Origin of the sequence: Amycolatopsis pretoriensis (assembly GCF_900107925.1) — a bacterium.
Classification (GTDB): Bacteria; Actinomycetota; Actinomycetes; order Mycobacteriales; family Pseudonocardiaceae; genus Amycolatopsis; species Amycolatopsis pretoriensis.
Genome location: NZ_FNUJ01000010.1, coordinates 49,016 through 74,783, shown reverse-complemented (window position 1 = coordinate 74,783; position 25,768 = coordinate 49,016). Strand labels below are relative to the sequence as shown.

At 67.8% G+C, this 25,768-nt stretch carries 24 protein-coding genes and 1 tRNA gene; 15 read left to right on the top strand and 10 right to left on the bottom strand.

Going from position 1 to position 25,768, the window contains the following annotated elements:
- The first annotated feature begins 112 nt into the window (after positions 1-112).
- Positions 113-1,555, top strand: a complete 1,443-nt coding sequence (locus BLV96_RS37935; protein ID WP_086684345.1) for an amidase — start codon at positions 113-115, stop codon at positions 1,553-1,555.
- Here BLV96_RS37935 and BLV96_RS37930 read toward each other — a convergent pair.
- Positions 1,537-2,115, bottom strand: a complete 579-nt coding sequence (locus BLV96_RS37930; protein ID WP_086684342.1) for a dihydrofolate reductase family protein — start codon at positions 2,113-2,115, stop codon at positions 1,537-1,539. The two genes, BLV96_RS37935 and BLV96_RS37930, sit on opposite strands and share 19 nt — an antisense overlap.
- A gap of 65 nt (positions 2,116-2,180) precedes the next feature.
- Complete coding sequence (locus BLV96_RS37925; protein ID WP_086684339.1) at positions 2,181-3,002, bottom strand: helix-turn-helix domain-containing protein; 822 nt, start codon at positions 3,000-3,002, stop codon at positions 2,181-2,183.
- 124 nt (positions 3,003-3,126) lie between these two features.
- Between BLV96_RS37925 and BLV96_RS37920 the strand changes: the two genes are divergently transcribed.
- On the top strand, positions 3,127-4,158 hold the full coding sequence (locus tag BLV96_RS37920; protein WP_143051081.1) for an EcsC family protein: 1,032 nt from the start codon (positions 3,127-3,129) through the stop codon (positions 4,156-4,158).
- Positions 4,159-4,280: 122 nt separating this feature from the next.
- On the opposite strand, the gene BLV96_RS37915 is transcribed toward BLV96_RS37920, so the two are convergent.
- From BLV96_RS37915 to BLV96_RS37905, 3 genes are all read right to left on the bottom strand, one after another.
- A complete protein-coding gene (locus BLV96_RS37915) occupies positions 4,281-4,661 on the bottom strand; it encodes a hypothetical protein (protein WP_143051080.1) in 381 nt (126 codons plus the stop codon).
- Positions 4,658-5,170, bottom strand: a complete 513-nt coding sequence (locus BLV96_RS37910) for a glycosyltransferase family 2 protein (RefSeq protein WP_086684330.1) — start codon at positions 5,168-5,170, stop codon at positions 4,658-4,660. The genes BLV96_RS37915 and BLV96_RS37910 overlap by 4 nt, the downstream gene beginning before the upstream one ends.
- Positions 5,171-5,602: 432 nt before the next feature.
- Complete coding sequence (locus BLV96_RS37905; protein WP_086675329.1) at positions 5,603-5,992, bottom strand: RHS repeat-associated core domain-containing protein; 390 nt, start codon at positions 5,990-5,992, stop codon at positions 5,603-5,605.
- A gap of 281 nt (positions 5,993-6,273) precedes the next feature.
- Between BLV96_RS37905 and BLV96_RS50960 the strand changes: the two genes are divergently transcribed.
- Together BLV96_RS50960 and BLV96_RS50955 are read left to right on the top strand one after the other, a co-directional pair.
- A complete protein-coding gene (locus BLV96_RS50960; RefSeq protein ID WP_244180780.1) occupies positions 6,274-6,465 on the top strand; it encodes a hypothetical protein in 192 nt (63 codons plus the stop codon).
- The gene (locus BLV96_RS50955; RefSeq protein ID WP_244180778.1) at positions 6,462-6,578 is read left to right on the top strand and encodes a sigma factor-like helix-turn-helix DNA-binding protein; all 117 of its coding nucleotides are present in this window, start codon (positions 6,462-6,464) and stop codon (positions 6,576-6,578) included. Before BLV96_RS50960 ends, BLV96_RS50955 begins: the two co-directional genes overlap by 4 nt.
- Before the next feature lie 103 nt (positions 6,579-6,681).
- On the opposite strand, the gene ligD is transcribed toward BLV96_RS50955, so the two are convergent.
- Positions 6,682-6,882 carry a non-homologous end-joining DNA ligase LigD gene (gene ligD, locus BLV96_RS50950; protein WP_341866135.1) on the bottom strand — a complete coding sequence of 67 codons (201 nt, stop codon included), beginning with the start codon at positions 6,880-6,882 and terminating at the stop codon, positions 6,682-6,684.
- A gap of 545 nt (positions 6,883-7,427) precedes the next feature.
- The gene (locus BLV96_RS37895) at positions 7,428-7,793 is read right to left on the bottom strand and encodes a CU044_2847 family protein (protein ID WP_086675330.1); all 366 of its coding nucleotides are present in this window, start codon (positions 7,791-7,793) and stop codon (positions 7,428-7,430) included.
- 166 nt (positions 7,794-7,959) lie between these two features.
- Between BLV96_RS37895 and BLV96_RS37890 the strand changes: the two genes are divergently transcribed.
- The 5 genes from BLV96_RS37890 to BLV96_RS37870 are packed head-to-tail and all read left to right on the top strand — an operon-like array spanning position 7,960 to position 15,760.
- Entirely contained in the window at positions 7,960-9,639 is a 1,680-nt protein-coding gene (locus tag BLV96_RS37890; protein WP_143051079.1) for a trypsin-like serine peptidase, read from the top strand.
- The gene (locus BLV96_RS37885; RefSeq protein ID WP_086675332.1) at positions 9,636-11,882 is read left to right on the top strand and encodes a serine/threonine-protein kinase; all 2,247 of its coding nucleotides are present in this window, start codon (positions 9,636-9,638) and stop codon (positions 11,880-11,882) included. The genes BLV96_RS37890 and BLV96_RS37885 overlap by 4 nt, the downstream gene beginning before the upstream one ends.
- 10 nt (positions 11,883-11,892) lie before the next feature.
- The gene (locus BLV96_RS37880) at positions 11,893-13,314 is read left to right on the top strand and encodes a VWA domain-containing protein (protein WP_086675333.1); all 1,422 of its coding nucleotides are present in this window, start codon (positions 11,893-11,895) and stop codon (positions 13,312-13,314) included.
- The gene (locus BLV96_RS37875) at positions 13,311-14,399 is read left to right on the top strand and encodes a hypothetical protein (RefSeq protein ID WP_086675334.1); all 1,089 of its coding nucleotides are present in this window, start codon (positions 13,311-13,313) and stop codon (positions 14,397-14,399) included. Before BLV96_RS37880 ends, BLV96_RS37875 begins: the two co-directional genes overlap by 4 nt.
- Positions 14,396-15,760, top strand: a complete 1,365-nt coding sequence (locus BLV96_RS37870) for an ABC transporter substrate-binding protein (protein WP_086675335.1) — start codon at positions 14,396-14,398, stop codon at positions 15,758-15,760. The genes BLV96_RS37875 and BLV96_RS37870 overlap by 4 nt, the downstream gene beginning before the upstream one ends.
- A gap of 84 nt (positions 15,761-15,844) precedes the next feature.
- Here BLV96_RS37870 and BLV96_RS37865 read toward each other — a convergent pair whose 3' ends face one another.
- Positions 15,845-16,042 carry a hypothetical protein gene (locus BLV96_RS37865; protein ID WP_143051078.1) on the bottom strand — a complete coding sequence of 66 codons (198 nt, stop codon included), beginning with the start codon at positions 16,040-16,042 and terminating at the stop codon, positions 15,845-15,847.
- Between the two features lie 411 nt (positions 16,043-16,453).
- On the opposite strand from BLV96_RS37865, the gene BLV96_RS49420 reads away from it, so the two are divergent.
- The gene (locus BLV96_RS49420; protein WP_143051077.1) at positions 16,454-16,804 is read left to right on the top strand and encodes a hypothetical protein; all 351 of its coding nucleotides are present in this window, start codon (positions 16,454-16,456) and stop codon (positions 16,802-16,804) included.
- Between the two features lie 846 nt (positions 16,805-17,650).
- Here the strand turns inward: BLV96_RS49420 and BLV96_RS49415 are convergent.
- On the bottom strand, positions 17,651-18,547 hold the full coding sequence (locus BLV96_RS49415; protein ID WP_143051076.1) for an S-4TM family putative pore-forming effector: 897 nt from the start codon (positions 18,545-18,547) through the stop codon (positions 17,651-17,653).
- 85 nt (positions 18,548-18,632) lie between these two features.
- Here BLV96_RS49415 and BLV96_RS49410 point away from each other — a divergent pair, with 85 nt between their 5' ends.
- Both BLV96_RS49410 and BLV96_RS37855 read left to right on the top strand, forming a co-directional pair.
- Entirely contained in the window at positions 18,633-19,823 is a 1,191-nt protein-coding gene (locus tag BLV96_RS49410; protein WP_143051075.1) for a hypothetical protein, read from the top strand.
- Positions 19,824-20,130: 307 nt separating this feature from the next.
- Positions 20,131-21,549, top strand: coding sequence for a tyrosine-type recombinase/integrase (locus BLV96_RS37855; protein ID WP_086675348.1), 1,419 nt, complete (start codon positions 20,131-20,133; stop codon positions 21,547-21,549).
- 22 nt (positions 21,550-21,571) lie between these two features.
- Here the strand turns inward: BLV96_RS37855 and BLV96_RS37850 are convergent.
- A tRNA-Ala gene (locus BLV96_RS37850) sits at positions 21,572-21,644 on the bottom strand.
- 274 nt (positions 21,645-21,918) lie between these two features.
- Between BLV96_RS37850 and BLV96_RS37845 the strand changes: the two genes are divergently transcribed.
- From BLV96_RS37845 to BLV96_RS37835, 3 genes are all read left to right on the top strand, one after another.
- On the top strand, positions 21,919-24,096 hold the full coding sequence (locus BLV96_RS37845) for an RICIN domain-containing protein (RefSeq protein WP_208608430.1): 2,178 nt from the start codon (positions 21,919-21,921) through the stop codon (positions 24,094-24,096).
- Positions 24,097-24,257: 161 nt separating this feature from the next.
- Positions 24,258-24,827 (top strand): HdeD family acid-resistance protein, encoded by a 570-nt coding sequence (locus BLV96_RS37840; protein WP_086675338.1) that lies wholly within the window; start codon positions 24,258-24,260, stop codon positions 24,825-24,827.
- Between the two features lie 13 nt (positions 24,828-24,840).
- Positions 24,841-25,758 carry a ribonuclease Z gene (locus BLV96_RS37835; protein WP_086675339.1) on the top strand — a complete coding sequence of 306 codons (918 nt, stop codon included), beginning with the start codon at positions 24,841-24,843 and terminating at the stop codon, positions 25,756-25,758.
- Positions 25,759-25,768 lie beyond the last annotated feature (10 nt).

Genomic DNA, 25,768 nt, shown 5'->3' with positions numbered 1-25,768 from the left:
GGCGCGGCGTTCCGTGACTACCCGGGTGGAGGCCACCGACGGCCCGCGCGGCCTTCTCGTTGCACCAACCGGAATTTCGTGCCCTCCCCGGCACGTCGCTAGCTTCCGGATCATGACTTGGAGCTTTCACTCGGCCGAAGAACTCATCACCGCGATGCGCGACGGTGCGGTGACATCGGCGGAACTGACCGAAGAGGCGATCGCCCGGATCGAGCGCGAAGACGACGTGATCAACGCGATCTGCGTGCCGGACTTCGACCGTGCGCGAGCCGCCGCGCGCGACGCCGATGAGGTACGCGCTCGCGGCGAGAACCGGCCGCTGCTCGGCGTCCCGGTGACGGTCAAGGAGTCCTACGACGTCGCCGGGCTGCCCACGACGTGGGGCATGCCGCAATACCGGGACCACCTGCCGGCCGAGGACGCGGTACAGGTGTCGCGGCTCAAGGCCGCGGGCGCGGTCGTGCTGGGCAAGACCAACGTGCCGTTGGGACTGCAGGACATCCAGAGCTTCAACGAGCTCTACGGCACCACCACCAACCCGTGGGACCGCGGCCGCACCTCGGGCGGATCGTCCGGCGGGTCGGCGGCGGCCCTGGCGGCCGGGTTCGGCGCGTTGTCGATCGGCTCCGACATCGCCGGCTCGCTGCGCACGCCCGCGCACTTCTGCGGCGTCTACGCGCACAAGCCGACGCTCGGGCTGGCGGCCACCCGCGGCATGGTCGCGCCGTCCGAGCCGGCCTTGCCGGTGGACCTCGACCTCGCGGTCGTCGGCCCGATGGCGCGCACCGCCCGCGACCTCGCGCTCCTGCTCGACGTGATGGCCGGCCCGGACCCGTTGACGCACGGCCTGGCGCACCGCGTGGCCCTGCCGCCCGCCCGCCACGATCGGCTCGGCGACTTCCGGGTCCTGGTCCTCGACGAGCACCCGCTGATCCCGACCGGATCCGCGGTGCGCGAGGGCCTGAACCGCGTGGCGGCCGCGCTCGCCGATGGCGGCGCCCGCGTCGAACGGCACAGCCCGCTGCTACCCGACCTGACCGAAGCCGCGACGCTCTACATGCAACTGCTGATTTCCGGTTCGATCGCGCGGTTCCCCATCGAATCCCTGGAGCGGCTCCAGGCCCAGGCGACCGGCCTGGACGCGGTCCGGCTGAACGCGATGGCGTTCAGCCACAGCGACTGGCTGCGGGCGAACCACGGCCGCGAACTCCACCGCCGAGCGTGGCGCCGGCTGTTCACCGAGTTCGACGCGGTCGCGTGCCCGATCACGCCGACCCCGGCGTTCCCGCACGACCACCACCCCAACCCGATGGAACGCACCATCGACGTCGACGGCGCCCGGCACCCGTACTTCGACCAGCTGGTCTGGGCCGGCCTGGCGACGATGCCGGGGTTGCCCGCCACGGCCGTGCCCGCGGGGCGCTCTCCCGAGGGCCTGCCGGTCGGAGTGCAGCTGATCGGCCCGATGTTCGAGGACCGCACCCCGCTGCGGCTGGCGGAACTGATCGAGCCGAAGACCGGCGGCTTCCGGATCGGTCAACGGCGCACCCGATAACGCAAGTGAAGCACCCGGTTGCCCGGCACCACGTCAGGATCCTCCAGCAAGTGCTGCGCGTGGACCGACCCGAAGTAGCGCTTGCCGGCCCCGAACACGACGGGTACGACGTCCATGCGCACCTCGTCGACCAGGCCCGCGGCAAGCACCTGGCCCCCGACGTCACCGGCGGCGACCTCGACCAGGCGCTCACCCGCAAGCGCTTGCGCCTTCGCCACGGCTGCCTCGACGCCGTCGACGAAGTGGAACGGCGCCTCGGGGTCCCAGCCCTCGGGCGCCGGCCGGTGCGTCACGACGACCACGTGGTCGATCCCGCCCGGCGGCTTCCCGTCCCAGCCGTCCGTCAGGTCGAAGACGTGCCGGCCGACGACTGTCACCCCGATCCGGTCCCAGTACGGCCGGGTGTAGTCGTAAGACGTCTGCGACACCTTCACCTCGCCGCTCTCGTCCAACGGGACGTCACCGCCGGACAACCACTCGAACAGCGGTCCGGGCTGGTCATTCTCGTCCGCGATGAAGCCGTCCACGGACACCGAGCTGTACATGACCACTTCGCCCACGAGGCTCTCCTCTTCCTTGGATCGCCCCAAATTAGCGTGCCGGCAGCTGTCACTCTTGTAAGAAATCAATCGGCTGGCAGCGGCCAGCCGTCCAGCACGTGGCCGGGGTGTTCGCGCAGGAACCGCCGCCGGACTTCGACGTACCGGGTCGGCGTGAGGCCGGTGAACGCCCGGAACTCGTGGCCGAAGTGGGCCTGGTCGAAGTAACCCGCGCCACCGGCGAGCTCGCCCCAGTCGATCGCTTCGGCGGGATCGATCGAGAACACGGTGGCGGCGAAGCGGTAGGAGCGGGCCAGCCGCTTCGGCGTGACGCCGACGAGCTCCTTGAACCGCTGCGTGAGATGAGTACTGCTGACACCGGCCGCCACGCTCAGGTCACCGATCGCCACCGCCCCGCCGGCCGCCGCGATGACGCTGCTCGCGTGGCGGACCAGTCCCAGGCCGGCGGTCTCGCGCAGCCGTCGCAACAGCTCTTCCTCGAGCAGCGTCAGCATCTCGTGTGGTCCGTCCGCCGTGGCCAGCCGGTCGCGCAGCTCGGCGACGGCGGTCCGGCCCCAGACCTGCTCGACCGTGACCGGCCGGTCGCGCAGCTCGGCCGCGGGCATCGGCACGAACGGCGCCGGTCCCCACGGCTTGAAGTGCACACCGACGGACCGGGTCCGGAGCGGGTAGCCGAACTCCACCGCGTGGGTGGGCGTGGTGACCAGGCAGCCGTCGGCGTACTCGGCCATCTCGGTCTCGGTGCCGGCGCGGATTTGGAACGGCGCCCCGAGGTTGACGATGAGCCACGCCCCGGGCATCGGCGGCAGCGTCAGCCGGGCGTACGGCGCCGTGCCTTCGAGGTAGTAGATGTCGTCGATCAGCCCGTCCAGCGGCGGTCGCGGCACTCTGGACACGTACTCCACACCCACAGCATCGCCGATGCGGGCGCTGCCGGGCAACGGAACCGCTTACCATGCCCCATGAGTTCGCCGCGGCAGGCGGAGCGGTCTTGGCATCGAGGGGGTGGCCGTGGGCATCGAGCAGATGAGCCCGTACGAGCGTACGGCGTGGCAGGACATCGAGCGCTGGCGTGACGAGCGGCTGACGGTCAACGAGCGTCGTCTGGTTCCGGAACGCGTTCGCAATCGCCTGGTCGAGGGCGGCCAGGTCGCCAAGGGACGGCTGGAGCAGGTGCCCGGCGCGGAACAGCTGACCACGATCGTCCACAACTCGATCGACGGATTGCTGACGTTGGTGAACAAGGCCAGTGAAGCGACACTGCGACGCAAGGCGGTCGTCGCGGCGTACGCCAAGCGCGGACACGCCGTCAGCGAGCTGAGCGACATCCACCAGCTCGACCTGGGCGACATCGACAAGGCCAAGCCCCGGCTGGGGCTGAGCTACCCGGCGTTCAGCGCGCTCGAGGGCGCGGCCGCCGGCCTGGCGGTCTCCGGCGGCGAACTGCTCACGACAGCCGGTGGCATCGTCGGCGCGGGCGCCGGCGCGGCACCCGGTGCGGGCACGGTCGCCGCCGCGATCGCGGCCGACGCGGTGCTCGTACTGGGCGCGATGACGAGGGCGATCGCCCACACCGCCGCGTACTACGGTTACGACACCGAGCTGCCGCAGGAGAGGGTCTTCGCGCTCGGCGTCCTCAGCTTCGGGATGGCCCAGCAGACCAGCAAGAGCGTCGCGTACCTCCAGTTGAACAAGCTCGTGAACGACCTCGCCCGCAAGGCGACGTGGGACCAGCTGAACAAGAACGGCGTCACGCAGATCGTCAAAGCGTTCTACGAGCGTTCCGCGGTGCAGCTGACGAAGAAGAAGCTCGGACAGGCCGTGCCGGTCGTCGGCATCGTGATCGGCGCCGGCCTCAACGCGCGGCTGCTGTCCAAACTGACCAGCGACGCCGAGCATCTTTACCGTGAGCGGTTCCTGCGCGAGAAGTACGACCTGGAGACAGTCGATGTCCAGGGTGGTGACATCGACCAGGACGACGACACGGTCCACATCGCGGAGATCGTCGAGGAAGCGACCACCGACGAGCCGACTGAAGGCTGACCCGGTCGCCCGGACAGCTCAGGCACGTCGCTTGCCCTTGTTGCCGCTCGTGGCCGGCTTCAGCCATCCCGGAAGCCGGGCCGGCAACGCCTTCGCCTCGACGAGGTCCGCACTCACTGACGCTACTCTTCGCGAAAGACATCTTTCAGAGCGTCGGGAATGACCGCGGTCGGCAGGAGTTCGGTGAGCCGGTCCGTGAGCCGGCTGTCGCGGACGAGGGTTCCCTCGGCGAGGCCGGCGCTGACGGCGGAAGCATCCGGCTGCCGCTGAGACCAGGTTCGCGCCAGGTCGTCGTCGAGCAGGAGCTGGTAGTCCTCGCGCATGTGCCAGCCGATGCCCGGGTCGAGGCGCGTGTTGACGGCGAACGCGGAGCCCGCGTTGGCGACCTTGCGGGTGAACTGCTCCAGCCCGCGGTCGGGCACGTGCAGGATCCCCAACGGCCGCTCGGCGGCAAGTCCGCCCGGAACGCCGGACGCGCTGTGGTTGCCGAAGCCGATCGTCACCCCGGGGTCGGCGCGGTGGCACACTTTGTTCCCGATCCGCGTACCACGCGCCGACAACGCCAGAGTGTCGCGCAGGACGTGCGTCGAGGGCCACGGGCCGCGGCGGGCGGGTCGGCCACCAGGTTGTCGCGGACCATCTCCACGGTGCCGCACCGGCTGTCGACGGCGGCGAGCGCGTCCGCGATGGCGGTCCGGTCGACATCGGTGGCGGCGCCGGGCCAGAGGAACTCGTCGGCGTCGCCGTTGATCACCCAGTCGGCGCCGTGCGACTCCGCCGCGCGCCGGGCCATGGCCGTGACCCATCGGGCCTGCTCGTAGTCGCGGCCTGGCTCGTGCCACAGTTCGAGTACCCCGGCGTCCCGGTAGCGTTCCAGGATTTCGGTGGTGCCGTCGACGGACCCGTTGTCCGTCGCCACGATGAAATCCATCCCCGCGGCGAGGTGGTGCTCCACCGTGGCGGCCACGATGTCGGCCTCGTCGCGCACCAGCAACGTCATCACGATCCGCATGCGCCAACCCCCAGTCGCTTAGAACGGGTGTCAGCATACAAAAGCGCTTGCGGTGACTGTGGCTGCGGGGAACAGAGCATCGTGTGAGATCAATGCCAGGGGCTTCCCAAGGACTGGCGGCGTCCGGTCTCCGCACTGGATGCTGAACATCTCTTCCCCGTCGCGGAAGACGCACCGGGTGGTGGTCCCATCGTTGATGAAGGGACCACCACCCGGCAAGCCACGGCACCGCCAGAGCCATCAAGAGGCAGCGAGCAGCGGTTTCACTCCAGCTTCGTCCAATTCCGCCTGAGGGTGATAACCGAGTAAATGAATAGCAGTGCGAAGATGACAGTTATGATGATCGAAATGGGGTTCTGCCAAATTACTGACATGATCACCAGGGCAATGAGTAAGGCTGCGGAAAAACCGGTGAAGGCTACGCTTACTGACTTACTCATTGGCTGGTTTTCTCCTCGTGTCAGGGTGGTCGAGTCTAGCCGTTACGGCATGCGAGTGCCGTACCACCGATGGCTCCGACCGTGGTGAAGGACGTTCCCACCGCGAGGGGGTTGCTGCCGCTCCGAGCAGAGCGAAGGCGGCGGTCGCGCCTGCATTCACACAGCCTGCCGAGACGGTGCCGGTGGTGTCAGTGCGATTGACCGGGTCTCCCTTGGCGTAGGCGTAGGCATTGAACTCCTGACCGGTGGGATCGGGCTGGGTGAAGCGCGCGTACGTGCTGTTGTATTGCCGGTACCCGAGCAGATAGTTGCCCAGCTGGGTTTGATAGCCGCCGATCCAGCGCAAGCGGTTCGCGCCGGAAGCGGCCGTAGCACCGTGCACTGGTGGGGCGAAGAGGCGCCGCGCTTCTACGGAAGGGTGGCCCCACCGGGATTACCTCCTGCTCGATGCCAAGGGAGCCGTCCTCTGCGGGCTCGCGCTCCTGGGCCGCCGGCCGATCGCCGACGCGGTCGGCGCATTCCACCTCGCGCGCCGGATCACCGCCGAGCCCGGGGTGCTGGCCTACAACGACCTCGTCCTGCGCCAGCTCGGAGAACTGGCGGACAGCGAGATCCTGGCGCAGGCTCAGCTCGCCGCGTGCGGCGGCGGATAACAGTGCGCTCATGACCTACCGTCGGCTTCGTGCGCATGCGCAACGGGTGCAGTATCCTGCTTCGTTTCCCGAACAAGCGGATCCGCGCAGGACGAGTGTCATTGCCGGAACACGGGTGGCCCTTCTCGACGCGATCGAGCGGCTGCAGGCCGACGACCCAGATGCCGCGCAGCCCTTTTGCTTCGCGAAATCGGCGGTATGACTCATCAGGAGATCGTCGACTACCTGGGGATTTCACTGGTGAATGTCAAAGCCCGTATCCACCGGACACGGAAGAGGGTTCGTGCGCAGCTTGGCGATCTCCGAGCCGGGTGACACTCAGGCAGCCTGTCCAGCGTGCCATCGCCCTTGTTCTCGTGCTAGGTCGTGATGTCGCCTTTCGCGGCTGGCTCCTTCTGTCGGGAGCTGTAGTTGACCTTCAGATACCCGTCCGCGGCGTGGCAAGACAGAGACTTCGCAGGTCAGGGCGCCGGCACGCTTCGACTTCGTCCCAGGTCGGCGACATGGACACGGTCGGGTGGTCGCGGCTGCGCAGGGAGTACGGGGCGATGGATAGTCTGGCGAGGTTGTTCTGGGACCGGTCGATCAAGACGCGGTTGGCACACTGGGTTTTCGCCATGACGCGGTGACCGAGTCGGGTGTTCCCCGGGCGAGCTGCTGCTCGAGCTTCTTCGCATACGCGGACCGGGTCACGGACTGTAGGTGTCGATGGCGGTGTAGAGCTGCATGTTTCACCGGATTAGCCATTCAGGCGCAAGATCCCGATTCAGCAGTCGCGCCCCCGGCGCGCTCGTCAGCCTGTCGAATGCGAACGCAAGATCAGCGGCATAGACAGTGCGTAGCTAACGGTGGTTCTGGCCTGCACAGCGTGGGCGGCGGTCGATCGCTGCGTGGTGGTGTCTGAGGGCGGACGTTGGAGATGTCTGCGCTGGCTCGGGCCGCCGAAGACCCGAGCCTCCGCGCGGACGATCGCGCTGCCGCCGTTCTTGGTCGCCTTACTGCGCGAGCATCTCACGCCTGGCCACACGAACCCGTCACCTGTTCGACCTCATTGGCAACTAGTGCCGGACCCGGCTCGGTGAATGCGCTTTCCCCGCTGTCCGGGCGCCGGTTCACGGCCGCCATTCGCGGATTCTGCGCGAACCCGCGCGGACGGGCTTCCGGTCAGCTCCCCGAGGGTGTCGGATCCGCTGCCGATTGATCCACTTCTTCGTCTTCGTCCGCCGTGTCGCGCCGCCAGGCCAGTTTTACCTTCAACTGGCCTTCCAGCCCGGACTTGGCGATCACGGCGCCGGCCTGGGCGGTGAGCTTCACGCCGAACTCGATCTGCACTTCGTCGGGTTTGCTGATCATGCCGCGGAACTGCCGGAGTGCCGTGTCCGCCGCGTCTCGGACCTGACCGAGTGCCGACGCTAGGATCCTGGTCGTCGTGTCGAGGTCACCCGTCCTCGACACCCGGGCGAACTCGTCGTCGTCCACCTCGACGCGCACGACGCCGGAGTCCAGCTGATAGGAGATCAATTCCGCCACGCCCGCACGTTATCAACAATGGCCGGCCCGGTCGACGAAGCCACCCATTCCTGCTCGTTCGAAATCACCCGAACGGCGGTTTACCTGGGTGTCGCCAGAGATGAAGAAACCACTTTTGTGGTGAAAACGGCAGCCCGCTACACGGATTACCGGTAACCTTCACCGAGTGGGAGGATACCCCTGGCGGGTGGGGATCGTCGGCGCGCGGGGCGAGCTGTGCGGGGCAGGTGTGCTGCTGAGCGATCGGCTGGTGCTGACCTGCGCGCACGTCGTCCGGCAGGGACTGGCGGACGAGCCGGCGGCGCGGATCGGCATCGAATTCGTCGGGCTGCCCGGGCAGCCGCGGGGCGGTGCTTCGGTCATGGCCGGCCACTGGGTCCCGGCCCGCGAGGACCAGTGCGGTGACGTCGCGCTGCTCGAGCTCGATCGTCCGGTGGCGGCCGCCGTTTCCGCTCCACTGCGGAACATCTCCACGCGCAACAAGGACGTCAAGGTGCAGGGCTACCCGCACGGCGTCCGGGCCCGGTCGGAATGGGCGCTGGCGACGACGGTCGGACCGTGCGGGCCCGAGGACGAGTGGGTGCAGCTGATCCCGCGTTCGCCGGTCGGACCGTGGGTGCGCCGGGGTTTCAGCGGCGCGGGCGTGCTCGACGAGGCGACCGGGGACATCGTCGGCATCGTGGTCGCGAAGGAGGGCTCTGACGCCGCCTACATGATCCCGATGGACACGGTCGCGGAGTACTTGTCGCCGGTGGCGAGTCTGGTGGCGGGTGACGCGGCTACGGACCCGGGCTTCGTGACCAAAGCGGAGCAGCGGCTCGACGAGGTGAGCGGCGACCAGGACGACACCGGCGGCACCAGCGTCCGGCTGGCCGCACAGGCCCTCAGCGATCGCCTCCGGCCGACCGCGCCAGGCATGGCCCTCAACGTCGTGGGGCCGGCCGGGGCGGAGCGCTCCACCGCCCTCGCCATGGTGGTGTCGTTGTCGGACCCGGTGTCCCGCAGGCGGCTGCCGGCCGAGGCCGTCTCCTCGGTGCCGTCCGACCTGGTCCTGCCGGCCCGCAGTGTCGACCTCGCGATCGACGCGACCGGCCAGACCACGGAGCAGCTGGCGATGCGGATCGCGGAACGCATCGGTCTCGACTCGGCCGGCCCCGGACTGGTGGACCGGGTGGTGCCGGCGGCGGCCGCGCTGTTCCTGGTCGTGGACTCGGCCGACGACGCCGCGACACCCGATTCCCTCCTGCGGGATCTGCTGGGACCCATCGCGGCGGCCGCACCGCGCGGCGGCGGCAAGCTCGTGCTCGGTTCCCGGACGGAACTCCTGCCCGGGCTGGCGGTTATGCACGTCGGCGGCGTCTCCGAAGAGCGGCTCGACCGGCTCGACAAGTCGGTGGCCGACGCGACCGCGGCGGTCCGGCTGGCCCGGGAGCGGCACACGGAGGTGGCGCCCCGGGTGACGGGAGCACCCAGCCCGGGCAAGCTCTCCACGGCTTCGGCGAAACTGTCGATTGTGGCCCATGGCCTGCGCGCCGCCGACCGGGCGGACGAGGCGGCACTGGCCGATGCCGAACGGGCCGCGGCCCGGCTGCTGCGGGACGCGCGGAACCTCTTCGACCGGCTGAACGCGTTGCTCGACCGGCGGAACGAGCTGCGCAGGCTGCTCGACGCGTACAAGGAACGGACGACCGGGCCGCTCGTGGAGGACCCCGAACTCGCCCGGCTGTACCGGGCGGCCCGGGACGCCCTCTGGCAGGCCCCCTGCGGCCTGGACAACGCGCAGGCCACGGTCCACCGGTATGCCGACGCGGTGCGCCACCGGCGCGGGGAAGGGCGTGCACGATGATCCACTGCGAGCAGCCGGGGTGTGCCGGGGAGATCGAGTTCGGGTTCTGCAACGTGTGCGGCCTGCCGCCGCTTCCGAACGAGGAGACGGTTCCGGAGCCCGGTTCGGGCACCGGGGCACCGACGGCCATCCGGTCCCGGACGGGAACCGGCTTCGACGAGCTGCCGTCGGAGGAAGAAGCGGCGCCGCACACCCAGGGACAGGACACCGAGGTGCCGGAGACCGGCCGCCGCTGCGGTGTCTGCGACTACCCGGTCGGCCGCTCGCGCGGCACCCGACGCGGGCTAGCCTCCGGCTTGTGCCAGAAGTGCGGCACGCCGTTCTCGTTCGTCCCGAAACTGCGGCCGGGCGACCTGATCGGGCACTACGAGGTGGTCGGCCCGCTGGCGCACGGCGGCGTCGGCTGGGTGTACCTGGCCAAGGACACCCACCTCGACGAGCGACCGGTCGCGGTGAAGGGCCTGATCAACGAGCACGACCCGAGGACGGCCGAGGCCGTCGTCAACGAGAAGAAACGGCTGATCGGGCTCAACCACGAGAACATCGTTCGCATCCACGACTTCGTCGTCGCCCCGGGCGAGGGAACCGGGAAGCCGACCGGCTACATCGTCATGGAGTACGTCGGCGGGAAGTCGTTGCAGGAGATCAAACGGCTCGCCAGGGACGAAAAGCGGCCGCTGCCGGTGGAGGACGTCGTCAACTACGGCAGGCAGATCCTGGCCGCACTCGGCTACCTGCACGGCCAGGGTCTCGTGTACTGCGACATGAAGCCGGACAACGTGATCCACCAACACCGTCAGGTCCGGCTGATCGACCTGGGCGCCACCTGCGAGGCCGGCTTCACCGGCCCCGGGTGGTGGACTCCCGGCTACACCGTTCCCCGCGAGGAACGCAAGGCCCGCGGCATGCAACCGGACATGGACCTGTTCTCGGTGGGCAAGACGCTGTACGCGTTGCTGACCCACAGCGACGAAGGCCGGCACCGCCTGCCAGGCGCGAGGGACCCGCTGGAACCGGGGATCAAGTCGCTTCGGCTCGTGCTGGACCGGGCGACCGCCCCGGACTGGCACCACCGGACCGGCTCGGCCGCCGAGATGAGCGAACAACTCGACGGCGTGCTCCGTCAGCTCACCGCCCTGCGCGGCGGCACAAAGCTGCCTCCCAAGCCCTCCGCCAGGTTCGCGACCGCGCCCGACCTGATCGACGACGGCCTCGGTACGCCACTGCCGCTGCGGCGGTGGACGGCCGAGCCGGCCGGCGAGGACGTGCTGGTTCCGGATCCGCTCGACCCCGGCATGCCCCAGCCGGACACGGTGGCGAGGACACTGCCGGACCTGCTCGTCGATCCCGACGACCCGGCCGCGGGTCTCCTCGCCACGGTCACCACCGGCGACCCGGACCGGCTGCTCGACGAACTGGCGAAGTTCGGCAGGCCCACGGCGGAGATCGAGTTCGCGCGGTGCCGCGTGCACCTGGCGCAGGGGCGGCACACCGAGGCCGAGGCGGCGCTCCGCGAGGCGGGCGGCCGGCTCGGCGACGACTGGCGCACCCATTGGCACGCGGGCCTGCTGGCGTTGCACCGCAAGGAGATCGAAGGCGCCGCGGCCGCGTTCACCGAAGTACGGCGGATCCTGCCGGGAGAACTGGTGCCCAGGCTCGCGCTGGGCTGCTGCGCGCAGTTCCTCGGCAGCCGGGAAGAGGCCGCCGGGCACCACGCCCTGGCCCGCAAGCACTACGACGAGGCCGCCGAGCACTACGACGTGGTGTGGCGCACCGACCCGGCCGAGGTCAGTGCCGCGTTCGGGCTCGCGCGCATCGCGCTGGCCGGGTCCGACCGGAACGGTGCGGTGAAACCGCTGGACGATGTGACTGCCATGTCGAAGCACTACGACGCGGCGCGGATCGCCGCCATCCGCGTGTGTGCCGGGCGGCTCGGCACCGACCCCGGGCCGGACCCGCGCGGCGTGGACCAGGCCGTCACCCGGTTGACCGAATCGGCCGGCTTCGGCCCGGCCCACACCCGGCTCCGCACCGAGGTCCAGCAGGCCGCGTTGCACCTGTACCGCGACGGCTCGCCGACCTTGCCCGGCGGAGACGTCCTCGGCGCCCCGGTCACCGAGAAGAGCGTGCGGCGGCGGCTGGAACGCTCGTTCACCGAGCTGGCCGAGCAGGCCGGCGACGACGACCAGGCCGGCACGCTGGTCGACCTCGCCAACACCGTCCGCCCGAGAACCTGGTGGTGACCTGCAGACGATGACCGACCACAACGGCTTCACCCTCGAGGTGAGCCACACCAAGGACCTCGCCCGCGGCTCCCGCACGGTCGACGCCGTGATCACCGTGACGGCGGCCGGGCTCGGCGACGGTGCCGGCGACCGGACGCGCGCGGCCGAGGTTGTCATCGTGGACTGCTCGCTGTCGATGGACCGGCCCCGGGCGAAGATCTTCGCGGCGCGGAAGGCGACCCGCGCGGCCATCGACGTCCTGCGGGACGGCGTGCTGTTCGGGATCATCGCCGGGCGCGAGTACGCCACGCTCGTCTACCCGCCCGATGGCGGGTTGGTCCCGGCGTCTCCCGCGACCCGGGCGGCGGCGCGCGAGGTCGTCGACGGGCTGACGCCCGACGGCGGCACCGCGATCGGCAGCTGGCTCACCCTGGCCGACCGGCTGCTGACGGCCCACCCCGACGCGGTCCGCCACGCCATGCTGTTCACCGACGGCCGCAACGAGCACGAGACACCAGAGCAGCTCACCGAGGTCCTCGACCGGGTCCGCGGGCACTTCGGTTGTGACGTCCGGGGCATCGGCGACGCGTGGGAGCCGCAGGAGCTCAAGCGGATCGTGTCCGTCCTCAACGGACAGGCGCGCGGGGTGGCCGAGTTCACCGGGATGAAGGACGACTTCAGCGCGCTGATGCGCGAAGCCATGCGCAAGGTCGTGCCCGACGTCGACCTGCGGCTGCGGTTGTTCGGCGGCACCCGGCTGCGGTACATCAAGCAGCTGTTCCCGAGCCTCCTCGACGTCACCGACCAGGTCGTGGCCGAAGACGAGCTGGTCACCCGGCTGCCGACGGGCTCGTGGGCGAACGGCACCCGCGACTATCAGGTGGGGCTCGCGATCGACCCCGACGGCAAGCCGCTCCACCGGGACGTCGCCGTGGCGCGGATTGAACTGGACGTTCGCGGCCCCGCCGCCACCGACCCCGTCGCCCCGGCGATCGTGCTGGCGAACTGGACGGACGAGCCGTCGCCGCGGACCCGGCTGCCCGAGGAGATCACCCGCGGCATCAGCCAGCAGCGGCTCACCGACGCCATCGACGCCGGCTGCGCGGCGGCCAGGCGCGAGGACCGGGCAACCGCCGAGGAGCGGTTCAGCACGGCCGTCCGGCTCGCCACGGAACTCGGCAACGGCGAGATCCTGGACGCGCTGCGCCGGGTGGTGGACGTTCCGGGCGACCCGGCCGGCCGGGTCAGGCTCAAGTCCCCGGTCCGGATCGAAGACATCAAGGGCCTCGAGGTCATCTCGACCCACTCCACCCACGACGGCGGCGGCCGGGGGCCGGCGGTGGCCGCGGGCGAGCCGGTGACGTGCCCGGACTGCGGGTGGACGAACGATCCGGACCCGAGCGTGTGCGAGCAGTGCGGCCACCCCTTCGGCACGGAGCAGTCGCCGTGACGGTCGTCAGGACGCCGCACCCGGCGTCGCACCGGACCCGCACCAGCACCACCGCGAGCACCCTGCGGCGGCTGCGGGGCGCGCTGTTCGCGCTGACCGCGGTCGCGGTGGTCACGTCCTTCGGGGCCTTCGTTGGTGTGAAGACCACCGTCGGGGCCGCGACCGAACACACCATCCCCGCGATGATGGCCGTGTCGGCCGCCTCGGAAGCTTTGGCCGAGGCCGACAGCGCCGCCGTGCACAGCTTCGGCGCCGGCCAGGCGCTGATCACCGGGCCGGGCAGCGACTACCAGGCGAAAGCCGGCCTCGCCGGGCAGAACCTCGAGCAGATCGCCGAGACCGGCCAGGCCGGCGAGCCGGTCAGCCAGCAGCTGCTGCTGATCGAAAACCGGCTCACCGAATACCGGCAGCTGATCGAACAGGCCCACGCCGACTACGTCGCGGGCTCGGTCCGGCTGGGCACGGTCGAGATGGTCTACGCCTCTCGTCTCATGCACACCGGCGTGCTGGCCGAGCTGGGCAAGCTGGGCGAACTGGAGCGGCAGGCACTCGCGGACCAGGCGTCCTCGTTCTGGATGTCCGCCTGGGCGCTCGTGATCTGGCTGCTGCTCGCGCTCGCACTGCTGGGTCTGCTGACGGGCACGCTGGTATTCCTCGCCAAGCGGTTCCGCCGGACGGTCAACTGGTGGCTCTCGGCGGCCGCGGTCGTGCTGATCGGGGTCACCGCGTACGCGGCGGCCACCGCGGAGACGTCCAAGGCCCAGCTCGAGGACGCGCGCTCCTCGGTTGAGCAGCTCGTGCGAGACCGCACGCCGCAATTCGGCACCGATCCCGCCGACGGCGCGGTGGCCGCCCGGCTGAACCAGCAGTGCACCGCCGACGGCACGACCTGTGGCCGGGTGAAGATGGCTGCGTCCCAGCCGGATCAGGTCGCCCACGCCGCCGTCGCGAGCACGCTGGCCGGCGCGGCGGACGACAGCAACGGCCTCGAGTTCGCCATCCCGGTGGCGGGCTTGGGCATCGCCCTGTTCGTGTACCTCGGGCTGCAACCACGAATCCAGGAATACAGGTACCGGTCACGATGATCCGTCACGGAGTTCACCGCCTGCTGTCCGGGTTGACGGCCGTAGCGCTGGTCGCGGCCGGCACCACGGCGTGCTCGCCGCCCGGCGAAACCGTCGTCGTGCTGTCCAGTTGGTCCGGTGCCGAGCGGGACGCGTTCGAAAACCACGTGCTCGCCGAGTTCACCCGGCAGACCGGGGTCAAGGTGGAGTTCCGGCAGGCGACCCGGGCGCTGGACCAGGAACTGCGGAAGGACCTGGAGACCGGGACGCAGCCGAACATCGCCATCCTGCCCAGCGGCGGGCAGCTGGAGACGTTCGCGGCGCAGGACGCCCTGCAGCCCCTCGACGAGACACTCGGCGACGCCGGCCGGTTCGGCCCGCTCTGGCAGTCGATCGAGGAGGGGATCCAGCCACCCGGCAGCCCAGCGCACCGCTACGCGCTCCCTGTCGTCGTGAGCCTCAAGAGCACGATCTGGTACAACCCCGCGGCGATTCGGCAGCTGCTCGGCCAGGCCTGGCAGCCGCCCACCACCTGGGCCGGGCTCGAGGACCTGACCGCCGTAATCGCCGCGAAGGGCGCCACACCGTGGTGCATGGGCCTCGAGTCGACCCCGGTGTCCGGCTGGCCCGGCACCGACTGGGTCGAAGACCTCCTGCTGCACCAGGCCAGCACCACCGGCTACGAAAAGTGGGCGAACGGCGACCTGTCCTGGCAGGATTCCCCCGACCTCGCCCGCGCCCTGTCCACGTGGGGCGACCTCGTGTCCCGCGACGGCAACATCACCGGCGGCACCGAGAACGCACTGCTGACCAACTTCGCCGACGCCGGGAAACCGCTGTTCACACCGGGAAAACCCGGCTGCTACCTGCACCACACCTCCTACATCGACAACTCCGGGGGCTCGCTCCGGCCGGGGACCGACTACGACTTCTTCCCGTTCCCGACCGCGGACGGCAAGCAGCCCACGACCTACGAGGTGGCCGGCGACTTCGCCGCTATGTTCAAGCGAAGCGACGCGGCGGACAAGCTCATGCGGTTCCTCGCGTCCGACGCCGGGCAGGCGATCTGGCCCGCCATCCGCAACGCCGCCGCGTTCTCACCGGATCGCGCCGTCCGGCCGGAGGGCTATCCGGACGACCCCGTGCGCCGGAAGGTCGCCCGCATCCTCACCGAGCCGAAAACCCTGTGCTTCGACGCCTCCGACCTGATGCCGTCCGGCCTGAGCCAGGCGTTCAACCAGGCCATGCTCAGCTACCTCAGCGACCCCCACCGCTATCGCGACGACCCCGCCAACCTGACGGCGCTGCTGGCGAACCTCGACAAGGTCCGGGCCGCGGTGTACCCGGACGGCCCGAAGAAGTTCCGGTGTGGGCAATTCTGACGGAGCCGGGCATTCGTCGTGGCGTGAGGCAGCAGTTCTTGACGACACGCGGTCGCACTGCGGCAGGCGGCAGGGCGGCGACGCTCAGCTGTTCAGCCGCGCGCGGAGATGGTCGGCTTCCGGAACTCCGACGGCGTCGTAATGGGCGAGAGCGGCGATCCAATGCCGCGTGGCCTGGGTCGGGGCCACGGGCGTGGGCGACCTGGCCCAGGCGGCCAAGGCGTCGGCCTCCTCCAACCGGTCGCCATGCGTCCGCGCGAGCACGAGGGCCTCGTCGAACATGGCCCGCGCCGCGGCGCGGTCGCCTGCTTGGTGATATGCGCGGCCCAGGCGGCTGAACAACTAGGCACGCAGGCCCTTGTCGTCGACTTCTCCCGTGATCTCCAGTGCGCGGGTGTACTGGTCGATCGCCTCGGTGTACTTGCCGAGCGCTGCGAGGTGACGCCGATCCCGTTGTGCGCGAATGCTTCCCCGATCCGGCTGGCGCGGAAGTGCTGGGCTGATGTTCCAGGGCAGCGAAGCCCCTAGCAGTCAGTTCGACGTTGACCGCGTCCCATAACAGTGCGCGTTGACCTGTGCACAAGGTGTCTTTCGGTTGCGGTTTCGTCGTTGGCGGCGCACACCTGCTCTGTCCGGCTCAAACGCGAACGTGGAGGTCATGATGGCCTGGACAGAGAAGATCGGTGCGCACTCGTGGCGTGTGCGGTACGCGGCGGCCGGATCGGATCACGTTCCGGCTTTGGTACCAAGAAGCTGGCTGACGACTACGCGACGAAGATCGAGGCTGACCAGCGGCGCGGTACGTGGTTGGATCCACGGGCCGCCAGGACCACCGTGGCTGTGTGGGCGGCGTTGTGGGCGGACGCTCTGGACGTGGAGGTCCGCACCGAGGAGAACTATCTCAGCCGGATCCGGAACCACATCGAACCGCGGTGGGGATCTACGGCGCCGGGCGACGTTACCGCGCTCGCGGTCACGCTCTGGATCCGGCATGAGCGGACGTTGCGCATCAGCCTGCCTGTCGTGCTTGAGCCGCCGGCATGAGGTTCACTTTCCAAGTGCGATCATGCCGCCGCGGTATTTTCAGGGCGGGCTGAACAGCACAAGTGCCATCGGGGGCGACCGGGGATGACGATCGGGACCGGGTCGCCGATGTGGGGTTCACCGATCACGTGGAGGTGGCCCGTGTGCTCGATGGGCGGGTCGGGACCTCGTCGGTGTAGGTCAGCTTGAACGCCAGCTCAGTACCGTTCGGGGTTCGGGCCAGATGCGAAGGCTCGGCCGCGGCGGGTCGCCGATCACCTACGATTCTGTCCACGTTGTCGAGAGCCGAGAGCGGAAGCGCGCCGTTGACCGCGCGGCCACGGAGGCGAGCCCGGCGACGACCGCCGAGCTGGCGAACGGGGTGCGCCGCGGTCCGTCCGGCAACAGTGCGACGCCGCCAGCGCGAGGGACAGGACCGCGCAGAGGCTGGCAATTCTCTGGATCCGCCTCGGGCCGTGAGTTCTTGCGCCGCGCCTGAATTGAGAAGGCGCAGTCGCTCGCGCACCTGGAGTTGAATGACGCGGTGGTCGGCTTCAGTCATGTGGACGCTCTGCTGCAAGGGATTGCAGGCGCATGGGTCGAGATCCATCTTGACTTGAGAAGAACAGAATTCATCCTTGCGGGCTATGACCTGTCAACCATCGCTGAAAATCTTTCTTCGACTTAATCGTAGGTACTGTCATAGGGTCGATTAGCGGCATGTCAGTGCGTTGTCAATGCTAAAACTCGGATGAGAATTCGAAGTAAGATGAAGTAGATTAAGTGCTGCCAGGTATTCTCGTGAGTTCAGTTATCGTATTGCTCCGCGCAAAATCAAGGCGCGACGCCAGGTCTCGCAGGTGCGGATCAATCAGTTGGCGCCGATGGAAGGGCCTCTGCAATCCGTTGGACTGGTGCTTTGAAGTCGATTGAATCACTGGAATAGTACGGAAGATAGAATATCCGACTCGGGGCTCTCGGTGCTCGACATCGAGTGCTGAACAGGGTATCTTGCACTTGGCGAGCCAGTATGAGTAATCTATCGTGATCCACTGCTTTATAGGGTTGTGTTGCTGCGTTTATAGCCTCATCTTCGGCGTGAACGCATACACGCTCACGGTCGCTGGCTACTGCTCGCTGTTGCCGAAAGGTATCGAGTCCGAGTAGTAAGCCGCCCAACGAAGGGATGAACCAGCGCACGACAATATCGGTAACGGTCAAGCTTAGGCTCGCACCGATCACGACGCCCAAAGCTGTCCATGTCGAGACAAAGAAAAGCACAACGTTGGCATATCTCCGGCGAATCCGAGATCCCCACCCCAGATTCTGTATTTGGCGAGCGAGGACGTCGAACGGTCTGGGCAGTTTTGGCATCTCGTCCCAGTCTTCGGCGATTCGTCGGCTTTTGAAACCATTGCTTAACCGACTGGCGTCCTCCATGCGCACTGGACGGCCAGCGACCACGGTGTTCCACGGGAGTCGGAACAGTTCTACTTCAAACTTCTCCTGAAGCTTGGCAGCACGAAGTAGTTCACCGTCCACCCATGAAGCTAGTCCGATCGAGTAAATGGCGGCCCATAGTGTTCCCGCAATGGTCACCCAGGTTGCTTGAAGCGCGGTCACCGTCACGACTGCGCCGCTTACGGCAATAATTGAAGACAACGCAATTCGAATTCCGGAAAGTATCCGGACCCGCTGATGTGAGATGGACATCGCCTTTAGTGCGGTCAGCTGGGCAGGCGTGATGTCAGCCTTCGTGAACAAGGGTGGGGGCTCCGACACCTGGACATCCTAGCTGTTCGTCTCGTCGGCGGCCATACTGTCGATGAGCCGGGTAGTATTTGAGCTGATGAGCAACGGCGACGAACAAGGCGTCTCTGACGTCGGTCGGTATCTGGGCGACTCAGTGGTCGTCCGAGCGCTTGAGGCTTGGGCGCGCGATCGCGCGCTTAGTCTCGAGGTTCCCGATGAACCCTGGCGACGTCGAGGTGGAAGTGGTGCCCTTCTTGCGCGACTTAGAATCACGCCTACTGTCGAGTTTGGCGATTCGGTGGATGTGATATTGAAGGTGTGCTCCAAGGGGAGCCCGGCGGGTGAAGCGCGTAATTACGAGCGCGCCTGGCTGTCGTCGCCAACGTTTGCTAGTCGGCATCTAATTCGGCAGTTGTTTCAGCCTCAAACGGTCGAGGATGGTCGAGTGTTGATGTTCCTTGACTCGTCTGAAATGGTCTCGAATAGTCAAACAGTTGGAGAAATGGAGCCCGCGTATCAGCAGTTGGGTGCCGCTGAGGCGATACGCTCGATCCTGTACCGCTGGAATGAACCTACAGGATGGACGCGCAGGAGAACTTCTGCGAGCGAATTCCTCCGTCTCGAGCTGCGGGGAGCTTTGAATCGAGGGCGCTCGGCATATCGTTGGGCTGATCGGGCGGGGCTTATGGTGGACGATGTGGACTGGTTTGGAGTGCGGATCGGAAAGTCTGGCAAGTTGCCAAATCCGATTCATTTGCTCAACGATGACTCTGCTTTTAGTAAGATTGACGTCGACTATGTCCTTGGATATTCTCATGGGGACTTGCACGTCGACAATATAGTTGTTCCTCTGACTGATGGCCAGCCAGATTTCGGTCAAATCCGGTTAATTGATCTTTCGGGGTACAGTTCCTCTGCGCCGTTGTCGCGCGATGTGGCGACACTGCTCCTCTCTTTGATCCTTCCAACGGTCCGCGCGAAGACGAACTCGGGGGGCGATATGCATACCTTGGTTAGGTTATTGATTGACGCCGATTTTTCACATAGTGACCTCGAAGAATCGGTTATCGCTCAATCGGTTCATAGGGTCCGTGCCGCAGTAATCAGAGGGCTAGATTATGAACTCAAGCGTATATTTCAGATTCAATACTTGTTGTCTTTGTTAGCGCAGGCTATCACCTACACTTCGTATAGTAATGTTGGAGAAGTTGGTCGACAATGGTACTTCGCCTTCGGCTTGGAGGTTGTTAAAAAAGTTAATGAGATGGTCGATTTTAAGTCGGATTGAGTGACATTCAGCGCGTTTCGACATCTGCTTTGAGCATCGGCTCGATGTGTCCAACGCCTCGTGTCTGCGTCACCCGTCGCCTGGCCGTAGCGGAAGGCGTCCGCTCTTCGACAGAAGAGGACTTTGAGTGGTGCTATGAGTCGTGCAAGCGCTGCGGCGGAGGCCCATCGCGGCCGCGGCTTGCCAGAAACCTGTGACTTGTTTGGACGGCTGGATGGAAGATCACGGGATCTGATTGTCGGCTTCGGGCGCGTCTGGGGTGATGCTGGGACGGCCTTGTCTGGGATCTGGTGGTGTGGAGGTCGTCATGGCGTGGGTCGAGCAGACGGGTCAGGCTTCGTGGCGGGTCCGGTACCGCCGTGCGGACGGGACTGTGGGGTCGGTGTCGGGGTTCGCGAGTCGTCGGAGTGCGGAGGTGCATGCCGCTGACGTGGAGTCTGATCAACGGCGGCAGGTGTGGATCGACCCGGCGGGTGGCCGGCTGGAGTTTCGGTCGTGGGTGGCGCGGTGGTTGCCGGTTCAGGATCTGGATCCGCGGACGGCGGACAACTACGAGAGTTACCTGCGGTGTCATGTTCTCGTCCGTTTCGGCGCGACGCCGCTGGAGGAGATCACGGCGCTGGATGTGGATGCGTGGGTGAAGGAGTCACGGGAGGCCGGCTACGCGACGGCGACGGTCGCGAGCTGGGTGAAGCTGTTGTCGATGGTCATGAGTGATGCCGTCAGGCAGCGGTTGATCCCGGTCAACCCGGTGCGGCAGCGGCGTCGGCGCGGACGCCGTTCTCGGGTGGCGGCGGCGGAGCGGGTATGGGCGACTCCGGAGCAGGTGCTGCGGATAGCGAATCAGGCTGGCGTGCTCGGCGGACCAGTGGCGCGGTTGCTGATCATCACGGCGGCGTGGACGGGGTGTCGGTGGGGTGAGCTCGCGGCCCTGCACCGCGACAACCTGGACTTGGACGCTGGTCGGCTCGTAGTCGACGCTGAGGTGGGGTCGTTGCACGAGTCGCGGGGGAGGCGGTTGGGGCCGCCGAAGACTCCGTCCTCGGCTCGCACGATCGTGTTGCCGCCGTTCCTGGTCCGGCTGCTGCGTCGGCATCTGGAGACGCATCCGTTCGAGTTCGTGTTCACCAACGGGTGTGGCACGTGGCTGTGGCGGTCGAGCTTCGACCGGCGGGTGCTGCGTCCGGCGATCGATGGTGGTGGCAAGGCAGGGGTGCGGGTGTATGCGGTCCGGCCGGAGTTGACGTTTCACGGGTTGCGGCACAGTCACAAGACGTGGTTGATCGCCGGGGGTGCGCCGGAGATCGCGCAGGCTCGTCGGTTGGGTCATCATCTGCCGAATCGGGTGGTGGAGGTGTATTCGCATGTGGCGCCGGAGGTGGAGACGCGGTTGCTGGCCGATCTTCAGCGCCGTTGGCAGAAAGCCACCCGCAGCCCATACCCGAAGGGGCCGAAGCTGACATCGGCAGTGAAAAGCCGATCGCGGACGGGCCAGTCGGCCAAGCGCGTTCGAGCGTGTGCGGGTGCCCCTATCGCCGCTGGCGGGAGGGACAGTGCCAGTGGCGCCGCCCGTGAGCGGCGGCGACGTGGCGTCAGAGGGGCCGTGAGTGGGAGCGTGGTGCTCCAGAAATGCCCCAGCAGGGACACCGATGCGCCGGTCGAAGCGGGTCACCCAAGATCGGCTCCAGACATGAAGAAACCCCTCCGACCAGCCGAAACGACCTGATCGAAGGGGTTCTGCGAGAGAGTGGAGCTAAGGGGACTCGAACCCCTGACCCCCTCACTGCCAGTGAGGTGCGCTACCAGCTGCGCCATAGCCCCGGAGCGAAGGTGAACTCCGCATCTCGTATGTGAGTACCGTACACGACCCCCACCTGACCCGAACACGGGGGTCCCCGCGCCCGCCGCAACCCTCTGACCTGCGTCTTCACACCTTATTTTTAGTCGTGTATTGACTCCCAGTGTGGCCGCCGTTACATTTTGCGCGGTTGTGACGCCGAGGTCCCCGCCCGTTACGCCGCGTCTACCCAGACCGGGCACGCCTCTGCCGTTTCCTGCTCTACGAACGCCGCTCACGCGGCAGAGGAGGTTTCGCATGAAGAGGGTGATGACGTTGCTCGCCGCAGCGTCTGTCCTGGTCGGAAGCACTGTGACCGCCACAAGCGCCCAAGCCGCCGGCACCCCCGATGGCTGGTACACCGTTGCCGCCGCCAACAGCGGCAAGTGCGTTGACGCCCGGGCCGCCGGGACCGGCAACGGCACCGTCGTGCAGCAGTACTCCTGCAACCAGACCGCCTCGCAGCAGTGGCAGTTCCAGTCCACCGGCGACGGCTATTTCCGGGTGAACGCCCGCACCAACCCGGCCGCCGCCTGGGACGTCTCGAACGTTTCCACCGCCGATGGCGGGCTCGTGCAGCTCTGGACCTACGGAGGCGGCGCCAACCAGCAGTGGCAGGCCGTCGACGAAGGCAATGGCCGCTACCACCTCGTCAGCCGCAACAGCGGGAAGTGCCTCGATGTCCCCGGTGCCTCCGCCGCCGACTCCGTCCAGCTCCAGCAGTACGCCTGCAACGGCACCGCCGCCCAGTCCTTCACCCTGAACCCCGTGAACACGACCCAGCCCGGTCAGCCCGACTTCGGCCCGAACGTCGTCGTCTTCGACCCGTCCATGTCGAGCTCGACCATCCAGAGCCGGCTCAACAGCATCTTCTCCCAGCAGGAACGCAACCAGTTCGGCAGCCAGCGCTACGCCGTCATGTTCAAGCCGGGCACCTACGCCAACGACGTCAACGTCGGCTTCTACACCCAGGTCCTCGGCCTCGGGCTGAGCCCCGACGCCGTGACGATCAACGGTGCCGTGCACGTCGAGGCCGACTGGTTCCCGCCGCAGAACGCCACGCAGAACTTCTGGCGCGGGGCCGAGAACCTGTCCGTGAACCCGAACGGGGGAGCCGACCGCTGGGCTGTCAGCCAAGCCGCGCCGTACCGCCGCATGCACGTCCGCGGTGACCTGCAGCTCGACGACGGCGGCTGGGCCAGCGGCGGCTGGATCTCCGACAGCAAGATCGACGGCCAGGTCCGCTCCGGCTCGCAGCAGCAGTGGATCTCGCGCAACTCGCAGTTCGGCAGCTGGAACGGCTCGAACTGGAACATGGTCTTCGCGGGCGTCCAGGGCGCCCCGGCCAACACCTTCCCGAGCCCGCCCTACACCACGGTCGGCCAGACGCCGGTCGTGCGCGAGAAGCCGTTCCTCTACATCGACGGCGCCGGCAACTACCAGGTCTTCGTCCCGAGCGTGAAGACCAACGCGTCCGGCACGAGCTGGGCGAACGGCACCGCGCCGGGCACGTCGCTGCCGATCGACCAGTTCTACATCGCCAAGCCCGGCGCCACCGCCGCGGACCTGAACGCCGCGCTCGCCGCGGGCAAGAACCTGCTGGTCACGCCGGGTGTCTACCACCTGAACCAGGCCCTGCACGTCACCCGGCCGGACACCGTCGTGCTCGGCCTCGGCATCGCCACCCTGGTGCCGGACGGCGGCGTCACCGCGATGAACGTCGACGACGTCGACGGCGTCAAGGTCGCCGGCCTGCTCATCGACGCCGGCACGACCAACTCGAACACCCTCATGCAGGTCGGCGCGGCCGGCTCGACCGCGAACCACGCGGCGAACCCGACGTCCCTGCACGACGTCTTCTTCCGCATCGGCGGCTCCGCCGTCGGGAAGGCGACGAACAGCCTGGTCGTCAACAGCAACAACGTCATCGGCGACCACATGTGGATCTGGCGCGCCGACCACGCCGACAACAACAACTACGTCGGCTGGACCACCAACACGGCCGACAACGGCCTCACGGTCAACGGCAACAACGTGACGATGTACGGCCTGTTCGTCGAGCACTACCAGAAGACGCAGGTCGTCTGGAACGGCAACGGCGGCCGGACGTACTTCTTCCAGAACGAAATGCCGTACGACGTGCCGAACCAGGCCGGCTGGATGAACGGGTCCACCCAGGGCTACTCCGCCTACAAGGTGGGTCCGAACGTCACCAGTCACGAAGCGTGGGGGCTGGGCAGCTACTGCTTCTTCAGCACCAGCCCCTCGGTGGTCAGCGCACACGCGTTCGAGGCGCCGAACAACCCGAACGTGCGGTTCCACGACATGGTGACCGTGTCCCTGGGCACCCAGGGCCGGATCAACCACGTCATCAACAACACCGGTGACATCACCCCCGACGGCACCCGGCCGTCGAACCTGGTGAGCTACCCCTGAGCAACCGGCGTGCGTCGTGGTGGCGGCCGCGGCGCACGCCGGTCCTTCAAGTCCACTTGGACCGGTCACAGTGGACACATGGCCCGAACGGGTGGTGGATCGCGCCAGGCAGGCGTTTTGCCGCGATACTGGGTGTCCCAAAACCACCCGAGGAGCGGCACATGACCTCCTTCGCAGCGTTTTCCGTCGTCGAACCCCGTCAGGCGTGGCCGATCGCCGCCGTCCGCGGCGTCTTCGCTGTGCTTTTCGGTCTCTTCGCCCTGATCTGGCCGGGCGCCACGGTGCTCGTCCTGGCGATCCTGTACGGCGTGTACGCGATCGTCGACGGCATCGGCGGCCTCATGCAGGCGTTCCGCCCGGGCGACGCCGGCCACCGCGCCGCCTACGGGATCCTCGGCGCGCTCGGCATCATCGCCGGGATCCTCGTGCTCGTCTGGCCCGGCATCACGGTCCTGCTGCTGGCCCTGCTGGTCGGCCTCTGGGCGATCGTCACGGGCGTCGCGGAGATCGCCGCCGCGATCCGGCTGCGCAAGCAGATCCGGGGCGAGGCCTTCCTCATCGCCGCCGGCGCGCTCTCGGTGATCGCCGGCGTCCTCATCGTGATCAACCCGATCGCCGGCGCGTTCGGCATCGCGCTGCTCGTCGGCATCTACGCGCTGCTCTACGGGATCATGCTGCTGGTGCTGGCCTTCCGGTTGCGCAAACTCGGGGACACCGCCCCCGCCGCTTGAGTAGCGTGCGGGGGTGTCGACCCGCGAACTGGTGGTGCTGGGCACCGCGAGCCAGGTGCCTACGCGCCACCGCAACCAGAACGGCTACCTCCTGCGCTGGGACGGCGAGGGCATCCTCTTCGACCCCGGCGAGGGCACCCAGCGCCAGATGCTGCGGGCGGGCGTGGCCGCCACGGACATCACGCGCCTCTGCGTCACGCACTTCCACGGCGACCACAGCCTCGGCCTCTCCGGCGTGATCCAGCGCCTCTCCCTGGACAAGGTCCAGCACCCGGTCCACGCGCACTTCCCGGCGTCCGGCGCGCACTACTTCGAGCGGCTGCGACACGCGACGGCGTTCTACGAGACGGCTGACCTGCGCGAACACCCGATCGCCGAGGACGGCCCGATCGCCGGCGGGACGAAGTTCGCCCTCGAGGCCCGGCGCCTGAGCCACCCGGTCGAGGCCTTCGGCTACCGCCTGACCGAACCGGACGGCCGCACGATGCTCCCGGAGAAGCTGAGGGAACACGGCATCAGCGGTCCCGACGTCGGACGCCTCCAGCGAGAGGGCCGGCTCGGGAACACACGTCTCGAAGACGTCAGCACGCCGAGGCCCGGCCAGCGGTTCGCGTTCGTCATGGACACCCGCCTCTGCGACGCGGTGTACGCGCTCGGCGAAAACGCCGACATGCTCGTCATCGAGGCGACCTTCCTCGCGGAAGACACCCACCTGGCGCGGGACTTCGGCCACCTGACCGCCCAGCAGGCGGCCCGCGTCGCCGCCGAGTGCGGTGTCCGGCAACTGGTCCTGACGCACTTCTCGCAGCGCTACCCCGATCCCGCGCGCTTCCTGGAGGAGGCGAAGGCCGAGTTCGACGGCGAGATCGTCGTGGCCGAGGACCTGGAGCGGGTCCAGGTGCCGAAACGGCGGTCTTCCCCAACGGCCTGAGAAGCGCCGT